Source organism: Paenibacillus sp. JNUCC 35, assembly GCF_058269095.1.
In genome coordinates this window covers 213,529-231,974 of sequence record NZ_CM177771.1, presented here as the reverse complement: position 1 = coordinate 231,974, position 18,446 = coordinate 213,529, and the positions used below count along the sequence as shown (strand labels likewise).

At 54.4% G+C, this 18,446-nt stretch carries 18 protein-coding genes and 1 pseudogene; 7 read left to right on the top strand and 12 right to left on the bottom strand.

Features of this window, described 5'->3' with window-relative positions; all coding sequences use genetic code 11:
• Positions 1–183 precede the first annotated feature (183 nt).
• Positions 184–1,035 carry a hypothetical protein gene (locus tag AC2TF6_RS01160; protein WP_491309619.1) on the bottom strand — a complete coding sequence of 284 codons (852 nt, stop codon included), beginning with the start codon at positions 1,033–1,035 and terminating at the stop codon, positions 184–186.
• 312 nt (positions 1,036–1,347) lie between these two features.
• On the opposite strand from AC2TF6_RS01160, the gene AC2TF6_RS01155 reads away from it, so the two are divergent.
• The 3 genes from AC2TF6_RS01155 (at position 1,348) to AC2TF6_RS01145 (ending at position 4,534) form a co-directional block, all read left to right on the top strand.
• A complete protein-coding gene (locus tag AC2TF6_RS01155) occupies positions 1,348–2,835 on the top strand; it encodes a peptide MFS transporter (protein ID WP_491309618.1) in 1,488 nt (495 codons plus the stop codon).
• 245 nt (positions 2,836–3,080) lie between these two features.
• Complete coding sequence (locus AC2TF6_RS01150; protein ID WP_369997811.1) at positions 3,081–3,350, top strand: ArsR/SmtB family transcription factor; 270 nt, start codon at positions 3,081–3,083, stop codon at positions 3,348–3,350.
• A gap of 68 nt (positions 3,351–3,418) precedes the next feature.
• Entirely contained in the window at positions 3,419–4,534 is a 1,116-nt protein-coding gene (locus AC2TF6_RS01145) for an alkene reductase (RefSeq protein WP_491309617.1), read from the top strand.
• A 210-nt stretch (positions 4,535–4,744) separates the two neighbouring features.
• Here AC2TF6_RS01145 and AC2TF6_RS01140 read toward each other — a convergent pair whose 3' ends face one another.
• From AC2TF6_RS01140 to AC2TF6_RS01105, 8 genes and pseudogenes are all read right to left on the bottom strand, one after another.
• Positions 4,745–5,563, bottom strand: coding sequence for an SDR family NAD(P)-dependent oxidoreductase (locus AC2TF6_RS01140; protein WP_491309616.1), 819 nt, complete (start codon positions 5,561–5,563; stop codon positions 4,745–4,747).
• 22 nt (positions 5,564–5,585) lie between these two features.
• Positions 5,586–6,017, bottom strand: a complete 432-nt coding sequence (locus AC2TF6_RS01135) for a MarR family winged helix-turn-helix transcriptional regulator (protein ID WP_326051324.1) — start codon at positions 6,015–6,017, stop codon at positions 5,586–5,588.
• A 74-nt stretch (positions 6,018–6,091) separates the two neighbouring features.
• Positions 6,092–6,262: pseudogene (locus tag AC2TF6_RS01130) on the bottom strand (SDR family oxidoreductase); the annotation flags it as partial.
• Positions 6,240–6,443, bottom strand: coding sequence for a hypothetical protein (locus AC2TF6_RS01125; protein WP_491309615.1), 204 nt, complete (start codon positions 6,441–6,443; stop codon positions 6,240–6,242). The pseudogene AC2TF6_RS01130 and the gene AC2TF6_RS01125, both read right to left, overlap by 23 nt.
• A 102-nt stretch (positions 6,444–6,545) precedes the next feature.
• The gene (locus tag AC2TF6_RS01120) at positions 6,546–7,976 is read right to left on the bottom strand and encodes an alanine/glycine:cation symporter family protein (protein WP_491309614.1); all 1,431 of its coding nucleotides are present in this window, start codon (positions 7,974–7,976) and stop codon (positions 6,546–6,548) included.
• Positions 7,977–8,128: 152 nt separating this feature from the next.
• Positions 8,129–8,257 (bottom strand): hypothetical protein, encoded by a 129-nt coding sequence (locus tag AC2TF6_RS01115; protein WP_491309613.1) that lies wholly within the window; start codon positions 8,255–8,257, stop codon positions 8,129–8,131.
• Positions 8,258–8,381: 124 nt separating this feature from the next.
• Positions 8,382–8,753: a hypothetical protein gene (locus AC2TF6_RS01110; RefSeq protein WP_491309612.1), complete on the bottom strand. Its 372-nt coding sequence runs from the start codon at positions 8,751–8,753 to the stop codon at positions 8,382–8,384.
• Between the two features lie 16 nt (positions 8,754–8,769).
• Positions 8,770–9,276: a putative RNA methyltransferase gene (locus AC2TF6_RS01105; RefSeq protein ID WP_491309611.1), complete on the bottom strand. Its 507-nt coding sequence runs from the start codon at positions 9,274–9,276 to the stop codon at positions 8,770–8,772.
• A gap of 244 nt (positions 9,277–9,520) precedes the next feature.
• Between AC2TF6_RS01105 and AC2TF6_RS01100 the strand changes: the two genes are divergently transcribed.
• Both AC2TF6_RS01100 and AC2TF6_RS01095 read left to right on the top strand, forming a co-directional pair.
• On the top strand, positions 9,521–9,985 hold the full coding sequence (locus AC2TF6_RS01100; RefSeq protein ID WP_491309610.1) for a MarR family winged helix-turn-helix transcriptional regulator: 465 nt from the start codon (positions 9,521–9,523) through the stop codon (positions 9,983–9,985).
• Between the two features lie 84 nt (positions 9,986–10,069).
• Positions 10,070–11,524, top strand: a complete 1,455-nt coding sequence (locus AC2TF6_RS01095; protein ID WP_491309609.1) for an MFS transporter — start codon at positions 10,070–10,072, stop codon at positions 11,522–11,524.
• Between the two features lie 10 nt (positions 11,525–11,534).
• On the opposite strand, the gene AC2TF6_RS01090 is transcribed toward AC2TF6_RS01095, so the two are convergent.
• Complete coding sequence (locus AC2TF6_RS01090; protein WP_491309608.1) at positions 11,535–13,064, bottom strand: alpha/beta fold hydrolase; 1,530 nt, start codon at positions 13,062–13,064, stop codon at positions 11,535–11,537.
• Between the two features lie 259 nt (positions 13,065–13,323).
• Here AC2TF6_RS01090 and AC2TF6_RS01085 point away from each other — a divergent pair, with 259 nt between their 5' ends.
• Entirely contained in the window at positions 13,324–14,787 is a 1,464-nt protein-coding gene (locus tag AC2TF6_RS01085; protein ID WP_491309607.1) for a C39 family peptidase, read from the top strand.
• Positions 14,788–14,834: 47 nt separating this feature from the next.
• Positions 14,835–16,232, top strand: a complete 1,398-nt coding sequence (locus AC2TF6_RS01080; RefSeq protein WP_491309606.1) for a M14 family metallopeptidase — start codon at positions 14,835–14,837, stop codon at positions 16,230–16,232.
• Positions 16,233–16,296: 64 nt separating this feature from the next.
• On the opposite strand, the gene AC2TF6_RS01075 is transcribed toward AC2TF6_RS01080, so the two are convergent.
• Together AC2TF6_RS01075 and AC2TF6_RS01070 are read right to left on the bottom strand one after the other, a co-directional pair.
• Positions 16,297–16,860: a DUF1003 domain-containing protein gene (locus AC2TF6_RS01075; RefSeq protein ID WP_491309605.1), complete on the bottom strand. Its 564-nt coding sequence runs from the start codon at positions 16,858–16,860 to the stop codon at positions 16,297–16,299.
• A 494-nt stretch (positions 16,861–17,354) separates the two neighbouring features.
• The gene (locus AC2TF6_RS01070; protein WP_491309604.1) at positions 17,355–18,416 is read right to left on the bottom strand and encodes an LLM class flavin-dependent oxidoreductase; all 1,062 of its coding nucleotides are present in this window, start codon (positions 18,414–18,416) and stop codon (positions 17,355–17,357) included.
• Positions 18,417–18,446 lie beyond the last annotated feature (30 nt).

The window sequence follows — 18,446 nt, the reverse complement described above, 5'->3', positions numbered from 1 at the left end:
CGGTGCAGTCGTCGGGACCGTAAGGGCACGCCGTAATCGTTTCAACATCCTTGTGTGCTCTGTCCGATATGTTCCGCCCGATCGTACGGGTCAACCTGACAAATGACTAGAAGAAACGACTGGCCCCTAAAATAAAAAGCTGCCCCGATAGGTCCGATGACCACGGGGCAGCTCTTCTTTTATTCAAAAGAGAGACTTGAACGGTATTACTGCTGTTCGTACGGAACTGCGTGTCGACGGTTGTGCCCGGGAGCCGGTGCTGCCGAGCGCGTCCCTCGCGTTCGTTATTTTCGCGGCATCCTTCACCAGAATACCCCGGTAAGCGACTGAAATGGCCTGGTCGAGCAGATTGGCTCCGGTCATAACCGGACTTCCGCTCACCGTTCTTGCCGCCGAGTCAGGAATAAACCGGTTCACCGCGCTCATATAATTCGTTAGCTGGGCAGCGGTTAAATCGTCCCGCATCAGGATGCCGATCTTGGTCAGCGCCTGGGGCACGCCGATCTGCCAGTGGTACCAGTTGCCGTAAGGAGCCACGGTCGTGTTGTACTTCTGCGTATAAAGCCAGTCGAGCGCGCTCAGCACGTCATTTTTCAGAGCCGTATTTCCGTAAAAGGAAGAACCCGACGTGTAGTAAACCGTAATCATGGAAAGCAGGCGGTTGTACGAATTGGTGATATCGCCCGATTTTGTATAACTGTCCGTGCTGGTAAAAGGGAGGTCGACCCACAAATAAGTCCGATCCGCACCGCGGTTCAGGATATCCCAAACTCCTTTACCGCTGGAACAGGGAGCCGAAGCCGCCGCACACGAAGAGACGGCGCTGTCCATTTTGGCGAGCTTGCTGCGGAGCATGGGGTCCGAAACGGGAAGGGAGTATTGATCGTCCCCCAGAATCAAATGCAGCAGCTTCAAACGCATGCCGTCATAAGGGTCCTCCGCCCGGACCTGGCGCGCGCCTGCGCCGAGCAGCGTGAATACAAGGGAAAAACAGAGGATCACGGCAAGATAAGATGTTTTTGTCAGACGGTACATGGGCATACCTCCACCATTTTATCAAAACTTAATGAAAGCGTTATCTTTTCCATCATACGGAATTATGCATCCTCACACGTGCAAGATTTTTACTTGTATTGGTCTAATTTTCACTTCCATAATTTACATTTTTGACTTGAATAGCATTTTTTTAGTAATCTGATAGAGTGCCCTCTTGCACCCATCACGTCATTATAAGCATTCTTTGCCCTCCGAGATTGTAACTTATGACACCTGGGTATTATATCTTGTGGGAAAAACTTACTTGGCTCCGCCCAAAAAGAGAAACGTTTAAACAGGGGAGATTGGTATATGCCGGCTATAGACAAGCAAAAAATCGTAGAAAGTGTACCCCAAAAGGGGTTTTTCGGACATCCCAAGGGACTGTTCACCTTATTTTTTACCGAGTTTTGGGAGCGGTTTTCCTATTACGGAATGAAAGCCATCCTTGTTTTCTACATGTATTACGAAGTGACCCGCGGCGGTCTCGGCTTCCCGGAAGGAACCGCACTGGCCATTGTCTCCATTTACGGTTCCCTCGTGTATATGTCGGGGATTATAGGAGGCTGGCTCGCCGACCGGCTGCTCGGGAATTCACGGGCCGTGTTCTACGGCGGAATTCTGATCATGTTCGGGCATCTCGTGCTGGCCGTGCCGGGGAACGTCGCTCTCTTCTTCGTCTCGATGGTGCTGATCGTGCTCGGCACCGGGCTGCTCAAGCCTAACGTATCCAGTATCGTAGGTGAAATCTACAGCGAACAGGATACCCGCCGCGATTCCGGCTTCAGTATTTTCTATATGGGAATTAATCTGGGCGGCTTCCTCTCTCCGCTTATCGTGGGAACGGTGGGAATGAAGAACTTCCACCTCGGATTCGGCCTGGCGGCTATCGGGATGTTCCTCGGGCTGGTCTTGTTCGTTCTGACCAAGAAAAAGAACCTCGGGCTTGCCGGAACCATTGTGGCCAACCCGATGTCGCCGGCCGAGAAGAAGAAAGTCTTCACAATTATGGGAATCGGAATCGTCGTCGTGGCCATCCTGGTTGCCATCGCCATCCCGGCGGGCCTGCTAACCTTCTCCACGTTTATCAAGCTGATCGGGGTGCTCGGTCTTCTGATTCCGACGATATACTTCATCGTTATGTACAGAAGCCCCAAAACCACTGCCGTAGAACGCTCGCGGCTCTTGGCTTATATCCCGCTGTTTATCGCGTCGATCATGTTCTGGGCCATTCAGGAGCAGGGCTCCACGATTCTGGCCAACTACGCGGATAAACGGACCCAGCTGGAGTTCATGGGCCTGAACATTTCGCCGGCCTGGTTCCAGTCGCTCAACCCGCTGTTCATTATCGTGTTCGCGCCCGTCTTCGCGTGGCTGTGGATGCGGCTCGGCGACCGCCAGCCGACGATTCCGAAGAAGTTCTCGCTCGGCCTGCTGTTCGCCGGCTTGTCCTTCCTCGTCATCCTGCTTCCGGCCTATTTCGGCGGTGACGCTCTGGTGAATCCGCTGTGGCTGGTGCTCAGCTACTTCATCGTCGTAGTCGGCGAACTGTGCTTGTCGCCGGTCGGCCTGTCCGCTACGACGAAGCTTGCGCCTGCGGCCTTTACGGCCCAGACGATGAGCCTGTGGTTCCTGTCCAACGCGGCGGCCCAGGCGATCAACGCGCAGATCGTCAAGTTCTATACGCCCGAGACGGAGATGCTTTATTTCGGCGTCATCGGCGGAGCCGCCATTGTGCTCAGCCTGCTGCTCTACGTGCTGTCTCCGAAAATTCAAGGCTACATGAAGGGTGTAAAATAAGATTTTGCGGCGAACCTCCGGTCCAAACCGGAGGTTTTTTATTTTTTCGGAGATTATAAGCGCCAGTCCGGAATCCTCCCCAAACTCACTTTGTCCCGCCGCATTAACCACTATCGTTTCACAACCTTTTCCTGCAATTTTCCATTTACCAGTACCGGAGAACTATTTACATTTAATTCCTCTTGAATTACGCTATTTCCAGAAATACTAAAATACAACGACTTCCTGAAAGCGGGTTTTACGCAGTGACCGATGATTGTGCGGTTAAAGTCTACAAAGCTCTCGGTGAAATCACGCGTCTGCAGATCGTCAAGACGCTGGTTAAGCGGCGCGAGCTCGCATGTCAGGAGATGGCCGCACAGTTAAGGATCACGGCCGCCTCCACATTGACGCATCACTTGAAGCCGCTGCTCGAATGCGGCGTGATTGCCGTCCGTAAGGAGGGAACGTTCCGTTACTACCACGTACAGAGGCACGTTCTTGAACGGTACGCGCCTTATCTGCTCCACGAGTAAACCATTTTACTTTTTATTTCGGTATTTGCAAAAATATAAAATTATCAAAAAAACGGAGGAGAGTTACGATGGCTGAAGACAAAGAAATCTTTGAAGCAACCGGCATAAGCACTTGGGGGAAATTGCAGGACGGTCCGGAGAGCAAGCTGTTCGAACCGGCGAAAATCGGAGCCTGGAGCCTTCAAACCCGCACGGCCATGGCCCCGATGACCCGCTGTTTCGCGGATGACAAGACAGGCGTCGTCGGAGACGACGTGGCGCGGTATTACCGGAAACGGGCTGCGGACGGAGTCGGTCTGATCATTTCCGAAGGCATTGTGGTCAGCCCCCGCGGCAAAGGGAATCCCGGGGTACCCGGCCTCTACACCCGGGAGCAGATCGAAGGGTGGAGGAAAGTAACCGAGGGCGTACATGCGGAGGGCGGCACGATTATCGCCCAGATCTGGCACGTGGGCCGCTTGTCTCATCATGAGCTTACCGGCGATTTGCCGCCTCAGGCCCCGTCCGCCATTCGGGCGGAAGGAAATGTAGCCCGGCTGCGCAAGCCTTATGACACTCCCGAAGAGATGACCCTCACGGACATTCAAGAGCTGGTAGGCCAATTCGCACAGGCGGCCCGAAACGCGATTGAAGCCGGCTTCGATGGCGTCGAAATCCACGGTGCGCACGGATATCTCATCGACCAGTTCAATTCGGATGCAAGCAACCGCCGGACAGACCGGTACGGCGGCGACCTTGCGCAGCGGTTAACGCTGACGAAAGAAGTGCTGAAGGCGGTTATCGACGCGATCGGTTCGGACAGAACGCTGATCCGCTTTTCCGCCCTCAAAGTCGATGACCCGAATTATATGTGGCCGGATCCGGACAGCGCCATCCGTACCTTAACGGAGGCGTTTCGGGAAGCGGGCGCGACCATGATCCATCCTTCCACCATGCAGTTCACCCGGGTACTTGCGGACGGAAAGACGATGCACCAGCTCGTGCGCAAATATTGGGACGGCGTTATCGTCGGAGTCGGAACGCTGGACTCCCAAACGGCGGAGCAGGCTTTAGCCGAGGGAACGATTGATCTGGCCGCTTTCGGCCGTCCCCTCCTTTCCAATCCGGACTTTATTCACCGCTTGAAGAACGGCGAACCGCTGGAGGAATACGACGCGAAGCAGCATCTTGGTGTTCTGGTTTAACCAAAGGAGCAACTTTAGGTAAGAGATCGCATTTTATCTATATTTAATTAAAGAGATTCTTTAGTTTTCCAAATAAAAAAAGCTGACGCCGCCAATTCAGCAGTGCCAGCTTTTTTATTTTTTATTCAGCGCCAACGCGTTACATCAACACGCTCAGCCCGCCAAAACGGCACCGGCCGCATGGCCCCGGCACGATGCCGCTGCGGCCGCTTAGGACTGAGGCGCTCCTGTGGCCTGGGCCATAAACGCTTTAAAATCCGGAACGGTCGGATTCGCCAAATAGTGCCCGCCCTCTACCTGGATCGTCTGGCCGGTGATAAACTTCGACTCGTCCGAGGCCAGGAACAGCACGGTGTAGCCGATATCGTCCGCTTCACCGTGGTACGGCAGGGCATTGTACTTGGCGAAAATATCCAGCACCGGCTGCGGCATGTTGTTCTTCGCGGCAGGCGTCAAAATCAGACCCGGCGCGACTCCGTTGCAGCGGATGTTGTCCTTGCCGTACTGGGTCGCGATATACCGGGTCAGATTCACTACGGCCGCCTTGGAGGCTCCGTACGCCGAACGTACGGCATCCGAGGCGAAAGCCGCCATCGAAGCCGTATTGATGATCGAGCCGCCCCCGGCTTTGATCATATGCGGAATCGCGAACCGGCTGCCCAGCAGGACGCTTTTTGTATTCACGTTCATAAGCCGGTCCCACTCTTCGAGATCCATGTTTACGACGTCGACGTCTTTTTTTAAATTGGTCAGGCCCACGTTGTTAAAAAGAACGTTCAGAGCCCCGTACTGCTCGACGGTAAAATCAACGGCATCGCGGATCGACTGTTCGTTGGAAGCATCCAGGAAGACGCCTGCCGCTTCGCCGCCCTCGCTCTTGATCGTCTCGGCCGCTTCTCTCGCGCCTTCGGCGTTAAAATCACCGATGACGACTTTAGCCCCTTCTCTCGCAAGCAGTGCTGCCGCGGATAGACCAATGCCGGATGCCCCGCCTGTCACTAAAGCCACTTTACCTTGTACTCTTCCCATTTTGTTGACCCCCTGTAGTTAGTTATTCATGCTCCTTGATGTTCTTAAGCAGCTTCTCGTAAATGGATAGGAACTGTTGAATCTCTTCCTCGTTCAGCACTTGGAACAACTCGATTCGGAGTTCCTTGCCTTTCTGCTGAGCTTCCCGGAGGACGGTAATTCCCTGGTCCGTAATCGCCAGGAACACGTTGCGCCGGTCGTTCTCGTTATAGCGCCGCTCCGCGAGTCCCAGCTTTGTGAGCCTGCCCGCAATGTTGGTCATGGCTCCTGGCGTGTATCCCAGCTTGCTTGCCAGCACGCTCTGCTTCTGAGGGCCGTTCTGCTTGAGCTCGGACAGAGTGATAATGGGAGAAATCCCAATGTTCGGCTCAAAAGATTTAGTCCAGCGGATGATCGCTTCGTTCGTGAACAGCTCGACTGTATGAATCAGCTTAAAAATATCGTTTTTATCCAAAGTAGCCTCCTTGATAGAGGGTAGTCATACAAGCAGGGCTGCTTCATCGGGTCAGGTTAGGATGGCTTCGCCGATTATCTCAGCTTCGTCGCCCCACCGTCAACCATGATGGTCTGTCCCGTAATATAAGCCGAATCTTCGCTGGCCAGGAATACGGCCACACGGCCAATGTCGTTTTCAAGCTCGCCGAGTCTTCTCATCGGGATTTTGGACAGCATCGCCTCATAGTATGCCGGCTGTTCCTTCTTTAACGAAGGCCATAGCCATACCTTTGCCGATTCCGGAAGCTCCGCCTGTTATTATGGCGATTTTGCCTTGTAATTTTTCAGGCATGATAATATTCATCTCCCATGCATATATTTTAACATCTAATAATTTATTAGTAAATAGTATCTCGTTAAAGAACCTCGCGAACGAAACAGTCAAAGGGGCTGCGCACCTTTTTAACGTAAAAAAGACGCCGGGCATAAATGCCAGACGCCTTACTAGGATGTTTGGATTAACAGGGCCGGAGCCTGTCGGACGCTTTTACGAACGCACTTGATCCGAACCGGACGCAGCCGGGGCCGATTCCCAGCATTCGATCTCTTCCAGACCGGGTACGCGGTCTTTCGTGAAGACCGGATCTTTGCCCGCTTTTTTCTGTTTCACATAGTCGTTTAATACCGCAAAAGCGATTTTGGATAGCCAGGTGATCGCAATCAGATTGACCACGACCATCAGGCCCATAAACAAGTCGGCCAGATCCCAGACGACCTGGACCTTGGCGACGGAGCCGAAAATAACCATGGCCAAAACCGCGATCCGGTAAAGCCGGACCCAAGCTTTATTGGAATGGAGGAATTCGATGTTCGTTTCCCCGTAGTAATAGTTGCCCAGCAGCGTACTGAACGCGAAAAGAAACACCATGATCGCGAGGAAGCCGGACGCCCACGACCCGATATGGATGCTCAAGGCGGCCTGCGTAAGCTCGATGCCGTTGAGGCTCGGATCGGTGTACGCTCCGGAAAGCAGCACGATAAAAGCCGTGCTCGTACAGATGATCAGCGTATCGGTCAACACGCCGAAAGACTGGATCAGCCCCTGCTTCGCCGGATGGGACGTCGTTGCCGTCGCCGCGGCGTTCGGCGCGCTTCCCATCCCCGCTTCGTTGGAGAACAGGCCGCGCTTCACTCCCTGGAGCAGCGCAGCTCCGAGCGAGCCGCCCGCTATCTGCTCGATACCGAAGGCGTTTTTCACGATCAAAGCGAGGACTTCGGGCATTTTCGTTATATTCATCAGCACCACGAACACAGCGACCCCGATATACAGGACCGCCAGCACAATAACGATGTACTCGGACATCTTCGCAATCCGTTTGATACCGCCGAAAATAATCGCTCCGAGAATCAGCGTCATAATGATGCCGACCGTCAGACGGTCCGTGCCGAAGGAATTTTCGAACGCGATCGTAATCGTATTGGACTGGACCGCATTAAACACCAGACCGAAAGAAATCGTAATCAGGACGGCGAACAACGCTCCCATCCAGCGCTTCTTCAACCCCGTCTGCATATAATAAGCCGGTCCTCCGCGGAAGCCGTTCTTATCCTTGATTTTGTAAACCTGCGCCAGCGTGCTTTCGACGAAGCTGGAAGCCGAACCGATAAGCGCGATGACCCACATCCAGAATACCGCGCCGGGTCCCCCCAAAGCGACGGCGATGGCCACCCCGGTAATGTTCCCGGTTCCTACGCGGGCTGCCATACTGATGCAGAACGCTTGGAAAGGCGAAATGTTGTCGCCGGAGCCGCTTTTGGACTCGAACAGCACCCGCAGCATTTCCCGGATCATGCGAAACTGCATAAATTTCGATCTGTACGTAAAATAAAGACCGATGCCGATCAACAGGACAATCAACAATTTGGACCACAGAAGGTCGTTCAACAGATTAATCATACTTTGTAAAAAATCAATCATGGTGTACCTCGCTTGTTGGTTATTTTTTTGCACAGTATGATAAAAAACTTTTTAAGTATATCAAGTTTTCACCCGTTGAGGTAGGCTCTTAGGGTCGGTTTCAGATTTTGGAAATTAGCGGCTGCATGGACACAAGTGTGGGTACAAAGGCGTTATTTGCTTGAACGTGTATCCGAATCATTGCATACCTGCCGAGGCGAGTAGACGTTCATCTTCGCTTCCGCCGATTCGTCGGCCAGAAATAGCGTGAACAGCAGCCAGGTCAACACCATTTTTCTCATAAAAACCTCCGGTATTCGAATGTGATTGGGGTGTCCGTATTATTCCCTTCTCTGCAAAAAAAGCAGCCTGCACGAGTGCAGAGCTGCTTGGATTTTACCGGATTCCGGCGGAATTACATCCGGGTTATAAGGGTTTGCCCCAGAGAACGGTTACGTCCACCGTGACTTCATCTATCGCCATGGCCGAAGCTTCCCGCAGCCGTTCATCCCGGGCTCCCCAGGCTAAAGGCGTCATGCTCAGCAGAGGCTCCAGCAATTCGGAGCCAAACTGCCAGGAATACCGGAGGCGCCGGCTGTCCAGTATCCTGAAGCGCTCCCGGAACCGTTCAACGGCGGGACCGCTCGTGAAAAACTCCCGGTCCGTGCCGGCGTATAACATTTGACGGATTTCACGCAGATAGTTTTCTTCCGGGATTACCTTGATCAGAAGCCCGTCTTCGTCCAGCAGTCTGCGGAACTCCGCATAATTGGAAGGCGACAGGATGTTCAGAATCACGTCGAATCCGGCCGTCTTAAAGGGCGCGTTCGCAAGATCTGCGGCGCACCACAGCGCACCCGCATCTCCTTTGGACGCCAGCCGGACCCCCCTCCTTCGCCAAATCCATGCCGACCGCCAATAAATCGGCGCCCGTCCGGCCGCTCAGCCGCCTTCTTATGCCGGATAAAAGCGAACCCTCCCCGCAGCCGGCATCCAATAGCCGGATTTTACGGTGCCGTTTATCCGGTAACACGGCCTCCGTTATCCGTTCGCCGATATGATCGCGTACCGGATCGAAAAGCCCGTTTTCGTTGACGGTTTTCCGGGCCGTGAAAAGATTTTTGCCGTATTTGGTCTTAACGGCTTGCGGCAGCAGATTCAGGTATCCTTCTCTCGCGAGATCGAAATTGTGCCCCACGCCGCAGCGCAGGCTTTTTCCCTCTATTATCGTCATCTGCCCGGCACAAACCGGACAACTGAATATCGTTTCATGGGCCGCCAAGAGCTGAGCAGCCTCGTTTCTGTTTCTTTGAGTGGACATGCCAAAAACACCCCGTTCATTCGAATAGTTGAATGAAAAAGGCACAGATAAACAAACTCTGACCCATTCGCGAAAAAACGGGAGAGTTTGGCTTAGCTGTACCTTTCATTAACGATAGCGAATGAATTGGATACTCATGGTCCGCAGTTCCCCTTGCCGGTTATATGGAAGAAGCGTAAGCCCTTCTCACCAATTATAGCAGATTATCTTTGACAGCAGATGGTTTAGGAACTATACTAATTTTATGGAAAAGAATAGAACTTCTCAGACTAACAACAGAACGGGCGACAATAGCGGCGGCCGCAGCCTCGGCCGTCTGATCCTGCAGCTCCGCCGGCTTGAACGGCGGCCTCAGACTTTCGGAAGCGCAGGGCCGCTCACTCCCAGCGAAATCCATACGATCGAGGCGATCGGAACCGAGGGCGGCATTCTTATGAGCGAACTGGCCGGAAGGCTGGAAATCACAAAGGGAGCGGTGACACAGCTTATTGTGCGTCTGGAGGCCAAGGACCTGGTGGTGCGTTCACCGCACCCGGAAGATTCCCGGGGCACGCTGATTTCGCTTACCGGTAAAGGGAAGGACGCGCATGCGGCCCACGAAGAAGTGCATCGCGCCTTCTACAATCAGCTCCAGGAGCAGCTGACCGAGCAGGAAATCGAAGTATTCGATACCTGTATCGAGAAATTGATCACTTTTTTAAAAAAATAAAAATTCAAAGAATCTTCAGGACGGAGCATTATTTTTTTGTCCAATTAGTTTAGTAACTATACCAATTATCGGAGGTGACCGATTGTGCAAACAGTAGGATCACGGACTAAGGAACTGCGTCCTTCGCTCATGGTAACGGCTATTTGCCTAGGCGCTTTTATTTCGCATTTTACGGCCGGGATCGTGAATGTCTCTCTGCCCCAATTCGCCGCTATCTTCGGCACTACGCTCGGTACGGCCCAGTGGATCACAACCGGATATCTGCTCGTTATCGCCTCTTTGCTGCCCGTCATGGGCAAGCTGGGAGACCGCTACGGCTTCCGCCTCATCCATAATCTCGGGTATATCCTGTTCGGCATCAGCTCGGTCCTGGTGGCCTTCTCCCCCAACATAGGGGCGCTACTCGGCTTCAGAATCGTGCAGGCTGTCGGCGCAGCCATGTTCCAGGCGACCAATATGGCCCTGATCACCCTTCACCTGCCCAAGCAAAACAGGGGGCGTGCGCTGGGCACGGTCAATACCGCCGTCGCTCTCGGCGCCATGAGCGGACCTATCGCCGGCGGAGTGGTTGCGGAGTGGCTCAACTGGCACTGGCTGTTCCTGATCCACGTGCCCGTGGCGGCCCTCGCTACCCTGTTGGCCTTCCGCTTCATTCCGCCCGCTCCCGCTATGGACAGGCAGCCATCCGCTCCTTTCGATACCATGGGAGGCTTGATGTTCATGGCGATCATCAGCTCCGTCATATGGACGATATCCGGCGGCTCCTCACGGGGATGGCTGTCTCCGGTAACGGCGGCCGTGCTGGCTTCGGCGGCGCTCCTGCTGGCCGTCTTCCTGATTTGGGAGCGGAGGCAGGCGAATCCGTTTATCCCCGTACGGGCTTTCCGGATTCCCGCGCTGTCCGCCGGCCTGATCATCAGCTGCGTGGCATTCGTGCTCGCCAACAGCTTCCTGGTGACTCTCCCGTTCTACTTGTCCGGCGTAACCGGGATGTCCCCGTCAGCCGCCGGAGCAGTCATGACGGCCTATCCGATTCTGCTCGCCGTTACCGGTCCGTTCGCGGGTCATTTATCGGACCGCTTCGGTTCGGGTTTGCTCGTCCTTCTCGGACTGCTTGCCATGGGCGGCGGTGCGGCTGTTTTCTCCCTCGGCCTCGGTGTGCTGCCTATGGCGGGATTGGTTGCCCTTCTGGCACTGGTCGGCCTGGGCATGGGCTTGATTACTTCGCCGAACAACAGCACCATTCTCCATCATGCGCCAAAAGAGCACGTAGGCTCTATAGGAGGAATGATCGCGCTAACCCGCAACTTGGGCATGGTCGTCGGAGCGGCTTTGGGGCTCGGAGTCGTCCAAGGGGCGGCTCAGTCCGCTTCTTCGGAACCGGACCGGCTTCTCGGCGCGTTGAGTTCGGTTTTTGAAATCAACGTATGGCTTTGCGCGGGCGCCGTAGTCCTGCTGGGCCTCAGCTTTTATCTGGAAAAGCGACGCCGCGTCCAGCCTGATCCGGTGCGGAGCGCTCAACCGAAAACACACCCTTAGAACCGGCTTTTTACCCGTTCTTCCATCTGCGCTCCTCTACTGTTTTTCCCCGTCTCCCGTTCACCGCCGCACCCTCTCTGTATTCAGGTTCCCGATCAAAGAGGAACCTTGCCGCCATTTGCCGGTATGCCTCCGCACGCTGGCGGCTGCCGCGCAGCTCCTCCTTCTCCGCCATCCAGGAGGCCAGGTCGGCAACCTCCATCTCCAGCCAATTCTTCTTTTCGACAAACCACTCATCGTACAGACCCGGCAGCAAAGGGTCCGGCAGCCTGGCGAGCAGGCGGCCGGCCGGTTCATACCGGCGATTCTCGTCGATGGTGCGGATCTCTTCCAGTTCCTTTAAAAAGTCCAGCAAATCGCAACGCAGGAGACAAAGCAGTCTGACATATTCCCGATCGACGGAAACGATGGAAGCCCCTCCTTCGAAACTTTGCAGCATATTTTTGAAATGATTCAAATAGACCTTGAGATTCCGCAGAGCCGCTTTGCCGGAAATTTGCGGGAACAGAGCGTCGCACAGTTCCTCCCGCGTTGCAGTCGGATGGAAGATCATGTACACCAGCAGACTCTTCGCATAGCGCCGGTTCCATCCGTCCACCATCTCCCTTCCATTCAAAAAGACCCGGAAAGACCCGAGCAAGTCGATCTTAAGCACCTGTGCAAGCGCCGCCTGCTTCTCTCCTTCGTCCAGGAAAAGCTGAAGCGTATCCCGCAGTTCCCTGACCAGCGGCTCATCCGCTAAAGGCCGGCTGTCTTTTCGATGCAAAAATCGTTCGATCCACAGCGCCGTCGTACCCGGCTGTTCCACAAAGGGCATATTCGCCGCACCAGGCACGATCAGAAAGGACGCGCTGGGTAGAGTCCCGACCGCCAGCGAAGCCGCCGTTACATAAATAGGATCGTACTCCCCCGCCAGAACGAGGGTACGGTGGGCGATGAATTTTAATTCCTTCCAGCCGTCTCCTTCCATAAAAAGCTCCATAAAGCCGACATACACATCCGGATTCATCCGCCGGTAAGCCTCCCTGACTACCTGAAATGCGGAGGTATGAACAGGGAGCGAAGTTTTAAAGGCAGCCAGTTCAGCCGCTAAACCATCTACCCCCTCTTTTATGAGCCGTTTACGCTCCGATATCTTTCTGCGGATAAGATCCGCCGGTATTTTAACAGGAAGTGAAATCAGCACAAGACGATCAACGCACTCAGGATAGGAACGGCAGAACTGGACCGCTGCGCTTGCCCCTATCCCATGTCCTACGAGATGAACCGACGTAATTTCAAGCGCTTTCAAAATTCTTCGCAAATCGGCGGTCACAAAATCCCAGTCTAAGCTGCTTTCCTCTAACTCCGTGTTGAGCCCATGTCCCGGAAGGTCATAAAGCACAATGCGGTAATGAGCGGCGAAATAAGGAATCAGCCCGTTCCATATCGTCCTGTCCAAGCCGAGCCCATGCAGGAAAACGAGGGTCTGGCCGTTCCCTTCTTCCGGCGGATATTTGTTGTCATGAACGGTTACCCCGTCTTCAACATGCATCTGCATCTTATTCCCCCAAACTCGTAACGCAGGTCTTTTTTCCTATTTTAAAGGCTGTGTATCCTTGCAGGCAACAGAATTTTCCGGTTTTTGTCGAATATTTCCGGTTTTTTGTAACCTTGCTGTAACCCTCACTTTGTTACCATAAAGGGAGTTTTTGTGCCTTTATCCATGCTGTTTACGAGTGGGACACCTGTATTTTACGAGAATTATCAGGCGCTAAGCGCTGTAAACCCAAGCATTTCAACGAAAAAGGACGACTGCGATGAGAAAACAGAGAAAACATACCCGCCCCCGAAAAGGCAGCAAGCGCATTGGATGGGTCCTGCTCTTATCGGTTTCCGTACAGGTCTTATTGCCTATTCAACCGCTTTTTGCCGCCAAAAGTGAAAAAGAAATCGTGCTGAGAATAGACAGCAGCCTGGCCTCCATAGACCGGGAGCTTGTTCCTATCAGTCTGGAGGACGCCACAGCCGTGCCGTTTCTGGAGCAGGAAACGACTTTCGTCCCCCTCCGCTTCGTATCGGAAGCGCTGGGTGCCAAGGTGGAGTGGGAACAGGCGACACAGACGGTGACGATGGCCACCTACGACCGCCAGATCATGTTCGCCGTAGGCAGCAGGCAAATAACCGTCAACGGGAAGGATCATCCGCTTTCCGTTCATTCCATTCTGCGAAACAACGTGACGTTCGTGCCGCTGAGAAGCATCACCGAATCTCTCGGCAGCCATGTCGACTATGAAGACGGATTCATCCGCATCTCCGGCAGACAGACGCCCGCATCAAGCTCCGGCCCGGTCCCGGATGCTCCTATCGACAAGAATACCGCGTTGAAGGAGGGCATGTCTTACCGGGTTTATCAGCATGCCAACTTCCTGGACGGTTTCGATACCCAGCAGGAAGCCGTATCCTTTGCGAAGCAGTACGCGAACGCAACCGTCAAAAACCGCAAGGATGCCGTCGTATGGGACAGTTTCCCTCCTTACCGGGTCTACCAGAGCGATAAGTTTCTGGCCTACTATGACAGCTATGCCGATGCGGTCAGCCACGCCAAGAAATATGCAAACAGCTTCGTCGCCTATAAAACGGCCGCGAAGCCCGTCTGGACATTCGGCGGTCCTTCCAAGCAGCCCGTTTATATCAACGTCCCGCTTATCCGTCAACTTCCGGAGCTGCCCCGCGGCTGCGAAGTGACGGCGCTCGCTTCGCTGCTCCAGTTCGCCGGGGTGCCGGTTGACAAAATGACGCTGGCGGCTGAAATCCGCAAAGACCCGACTCCCTACAGCGAGAAAAACGGCGTCATTTCCTTCGGAAGCCCGCACCGCGGATTCGTCGGTGACATGTACTCGTTTAATAATCCCGGCTTCGGGGTTTATCACGGTCCGGTGTACGAGCTCGCGGAACGCTATTTGCCCGGGCGGGTTGTCGACCTTACCGGTACGGAGTTCGAAGATGTTTTGCATTTCGTGGGAACGGGCACTCCGGTATGGATCATTTCCAACGTAACGTTCCGTGAGCTGGAACCTTATTACTTCCAGACGTGGATGACTCCGGACGGGCCGATCTGGCTGACGAAGAAGGAACATTCCGTCGTTATGGTCGGGTACGATGAAGATTACATCTACATCCGCGACCCGCATAACAAAACAGGCCGCGTGGCCAAGCAGCCTTTTAAAGAGGCTTGGGAACAAATGGGCCGGCAGGCCATCAGCCTGCTCCCCGAAGTCTGATCGTTGCTTTTTACCACCTGAATCTATCCAAAGGGAAGTGCCGTGCCATGCCAAAAAAAATGCGGGGAATGCTGCTTGTTGTCTTTGCCCTTGTTCCTTTCCTATTCGCAGCAGCCGCCCATGCGGAAACGACCGATATCGTTAACCCCAATCAGACGTATACCTATGAACAAATGACAGAAGATATCCGCCAGCTTGCCAAGTCTTATCCCGAACTTATCGAATATAAATCCATCGGCAAAACGCGCTACGGACGCGATATCTGGGCCGTCCGGCTCGGAACGGGCGACGCGAAAGTGCTGATTAACGCTTCGCATCATGCCAGGGAATGGATGACCACCAACCTGGTCATGAACATGATCGACCAATATGCCCAGCTTCATGTCCGCAACGGGGCTATGAATGGCCGGGCTCTTCAATCCGTTCTGAACAACACGTCCATCTGGTTCGTGCCCATGGTCAACCCCGACGGCGTCACGCTCCAGCAGAAGGGCGTATCCGCTTTTCCGAGCGAAGCCCGCGCAGGCCTTCTCGCTATGAATGAGAAAAGTTCCGACTTTTCGCGGTGGAAGGCGAACGCGGAAGGCATTGACCTGAACCGTCAATATCCGGCGGAATGGAAATCTATCCGCAATGATTCCGGCCGGCCGTATTATAAGAATTTCAAAGGGGACGAGCCGCTCCAGACCGCGGAAACGAAGGCTATGGTCGCCTTCACCAAAGAAGTCGATCCGGATATGGAGCTGTCCTACCACTCCTCCGGAAGCATCCTGTACTGGAATTTCCATACCCTGGACAAAAATTTGGAAAGAGACCGTAAAATCATGTCCCAGGTTGCCGCCATGACCGGGTATACACCCGTAAAACCGGAGTCCAACCCGTCAGGCGGAGGCTTTACCGACTGGTTTATCCAATCCCTCGGCCGTCCCGGATTGACGCCTGAAATCGGCAGATATGCCGGGGAAGGAAGCCTGCCCCTGTCGGAATTCCCGCGCATTTGGAACGAAAACAGGGATTTGGGCTTGTTTGTCGCCCAGCAAGGATTCGAGCTTTGGAAGGAACGGATTCCCGTCGAGTACAAAACCTTCGATCTTATTCTGACGGAGCCCCTTCCCCTTTATTCGGAAGCGGACAGCCGGAATAAAACCGGCGCTTCCCTGACGGCGCAGCCGTTAAAAGCGGACGCGCGCCTCGGCAACTGGTTCCGCGTCAATACCTGGCTCGGCAAATCGTGGGTTCATGTGAACAAGCCCTTGCTGGGGAAGATCGAAGTCAAAGAATCGAAGGTCGAATTGACCGAAGACACCCGCATGTACCGTGAACCCCGTCAATCTTCCGGCATTCTGTCGGAGCTTTCCCCCCAGACGGTAACGGCTTTTGAGCAGATGGAGGACTGGTACCACATCCATACGTGGTTAGGGGATGCCTGGGTTCAGGTCAAATAGAGGCTGGAGAGAGTAAGCAGGAAGACGCAGCAAGGAGCCGCTGACAGCGGCTCCTTTTTTGCGGTTATTCTATGCCATTCCCGTTATCTTTCTGCGAGGCAAGGGCGGTCAGAAGTTGTTTGACTTCGATCAGCTCGTTTTCAATCCGGTGCAGGTGGCCCTGCATGGCGTCGATTTCCTGCTCCGCTTTATAATTGATGGCAAAATCAATGACGGATTCATGCTTGTCTCTTGCGGCCTGCCGGTTCTGACTCATCATAATGACCGGGGCTTGAAAAGCGGCAACAAAGGATAAGCATAAATTCAGTAAAATATACGGAGCCTGGTCAAAATGCAAAGGCGTAAACGGAAGCGTGTTCCAGGTAATCCAGACCGCCAGAAATAGAGCGAAATAAATGATAAATTTCCAGCTGCCGCCGAAGAACACGATCCGGTCCGCAATGCGGTCCGACCATCTCGTCTTTTTGACATACTCCTCGTCCAAATGAGAAAGAATGCTTTTTTCGTAATGATCCACCAGCCGATCGATCCGTCTGGTGCTTTCCCGGTTAAGTTCGATATCGAACCCTTGAATTTTCGAAGCGTCTTCGGGCTCTTTTTTCCATTGAAAATAAGGCTTCTTCTCCATGCCGCCAACCTCCTCACGAATGCGAGAAAGTCACATAAAAACCTATGTTTGGGAAGAGTTGAATACCCGAGGCAGCCAAATCTTCATCGCACGAGGTCTGGACATGACTTCCTCCATGCTACTATCCGGTTCCGGTTCTACCGACTTCCGACTGCCCATAAAGATGCTCAACCCCTTTTTCCATAAATTTCCACAAACTTATCATACTCCCGCTCGACTCCCCTGTATATAGGCGTTCGTCCCGGCTTCGTTCCACGAAACCGTCCCTGCAGCGTATTGTTAGGCGAGAAGTGGCTGGCAAAGGCGAATGCAGCCCAAGCATTCCGGCTAGTTGTCCGATGCCGAACAAAAAAAGGCCCGTCTTAGCTTCTAAAACCAGCTAACCGGGCCTTTTCTATTCCAATTAGAGCTTTGCGACCGGCAGCCAAACAGGCTTGCGGGTCTGTCCTATGCAGAAGCATTCTTCTTACGCTAATATACAGCCGAACGGCCGGCTAAGCTCTCTCTGCGCCTTCCGCTTCCCATGCGGCAACTTCCTCGCGCACCCGCGGCGCCACTTCGGTCCCCAGCAGCTCGATGGCTCGCATGACTTCGTCATGAGGCATTGTGCCGACCGGCACATGCAGCAGAAACCGGGTGATGCCTACGTTCTTGCGGAGATGAACGATCTTGCGCGCGACCGTTTCCGGGTCTCCTACGTACAAGGCTCCGTCAAAGCTCCGCGCGGAATCGAAGCTGGAACGGTCGTAACGCCCCCAGCCCCGCTCCCGCCCCAGCACGTTCATGACGGCCTGGGTAGACGGGAAAAACTTGTCGGCCGCAAGCTCCGTAGTCTCGGCGATGAAGCCGTGCGAATGCGAGGCGACCGGCAGCTTCGAGGCGTCATGCCCTGCGTGGGCGGCCGCTTTCTTGTAAAGCTGCACGAGCGGCGCGAACTGCACCGGGCTGCCCCCGATAATGGCCAGAACAAGCGGCAGGCCAAGCAGTCCCGCGCGTACCACGGATTCCTGGTTGCCTCCGCTGCCGATCCAGACCGGCAGGGGATCCTGAACCGGACGCGGATACACGCCCAGGTTGTCGATAGCGGGCCGGTGGCCGCCTTGCCAGGTCACTTTCTCGGACGCCCGGATCTTCAGAAGGAGTTCCAGCTTCTCGTCGAACAGCTCGTTGTAATGGTCCAGATCGTAGCCGAACAGCGGGAATGACTCGATGAAAGAGCCCCGGCCCGCCATGATTTCCGCGCGGCCGCCCGATATGCCGTCCAGCGTGGCGAAATCCTGGAACACGCGTACGGGGTCCGCCGAAGAGAGCACCGTGACCGCGCTGGTCAGCCGGATACGGCTCGTCTGCGGCGCAGCCGCGGCGAGTACGATTGCGGGAGAAGACGCCGCATAATCCTTGCGGTGATGCTCCCCTACCCCGTACACGTCCAGCCCCACCCGATCGGCGAGTACGATCTCTTCCACAACCTCACGCAGCCTTTGCGCGTGGCTGATCACCTCGCCGGTATGAACGTCCGGCGTCGTTTCCACAAACGTGCTTATCCCTATCTCCATTTTGCAGCCTCCTGATTAAAATGGTCTTTA

Bases quoted from the DNA above. Each gene is read 5' to 3' on its own strand.
- AC2TF6_RS01115 (WP_491309613.1), bottom strand. From the start codon at position 8,257: ATGAGAAAAATGGTGTTGACCTGGCTGCTGTTCACGCTATTTCTGGCC.
- AC2TF6_RS01080 (WP_491309606.1), top strand. From the start codon at position 14,835: ATGCCAAAAAAAATGCGGGGAATGCTGCTTGTTGTCTTTGCCCTTGTT.
- AC2TF6_RS01145 (WP_491309617.1), top strand. From the start codon at position 3,419: ATGGCTGAAGACAAAGAAATCTTTGAAGCAACCGGCATAAGCACTTGG.
- AC2TF6_RS01160 (WP_491309619.1), bottom strand. From the start codon at position 1,035: ATGTACCGTCTGACAAAAACATCTTATCTTGCCGTGATCCTCTGTTTT.
- AC2TF6_RS01155 (WP_491309618.1), top strand. From the start codon at position 1,348: ATGCCGGCTATAGACAAGCAAAAAATCGTAGAAAGTGTACCCCAAAAG.
- AC2TF6_RS01070 (WP_491309604.1), bottom strand. From the start codon at position 18,416: ATGGAGATAGGGATAAGCACGTTTGTGGAAACGACGCCGGACGTTCAT.
- AC2TF6_RS01085 (WP_491309607.1), top strand. From the start codon at position 13,324: ATGAGAAAACAGAGAAAACATACCCGCCCCCGAAAAGGCAGCAAGCGC.
- AC2TF6_RS01120 (WP_491309614.1), bottom strand. From the start codon at position 7,976: ATGATTGATTTTTTACAAAGTATGATTAATCTGTTGAACGACCTTCTG.
- AC2TF6_RS01090 (WP_491309608.1), bottom strand. From the start codon at position 13,064: ATGCAGATGCATGTTGAAGACGGGGTAACCGTTCATGACAACAAATAT.
- AC2TF6_RS01140 (WP_491309616.1), bottom strand. From the start codon at position 5,563: ATGGGAAGAGTACAAGGTAAAGTGGCTTTAGTGACAGGCGGGGCATCC.
- AC2TF6_RS01105 (WP_491309611.1), bottom strand. From the start codon at position 9,276: ATGTCCACTCAAAGAAACAGAAACGAGGCTGCTCAGCTCTTGGCGGCC.
- AC2TF6_RS01075 (WP_491309605.1), bottom strand. From the start codon at position 16,860: ATGGAGAAGAAGCCTTATTTTCAATGGAAAAAAGAGCCCGAAGACGCT.
- AC2TF6_RS01100 (WP_491309610.1), top strand. From the start codon at position 9,521: ATGGAAAAGAATAGAACTTCTCAGACTAACAACAGAACGGGCGACAAT.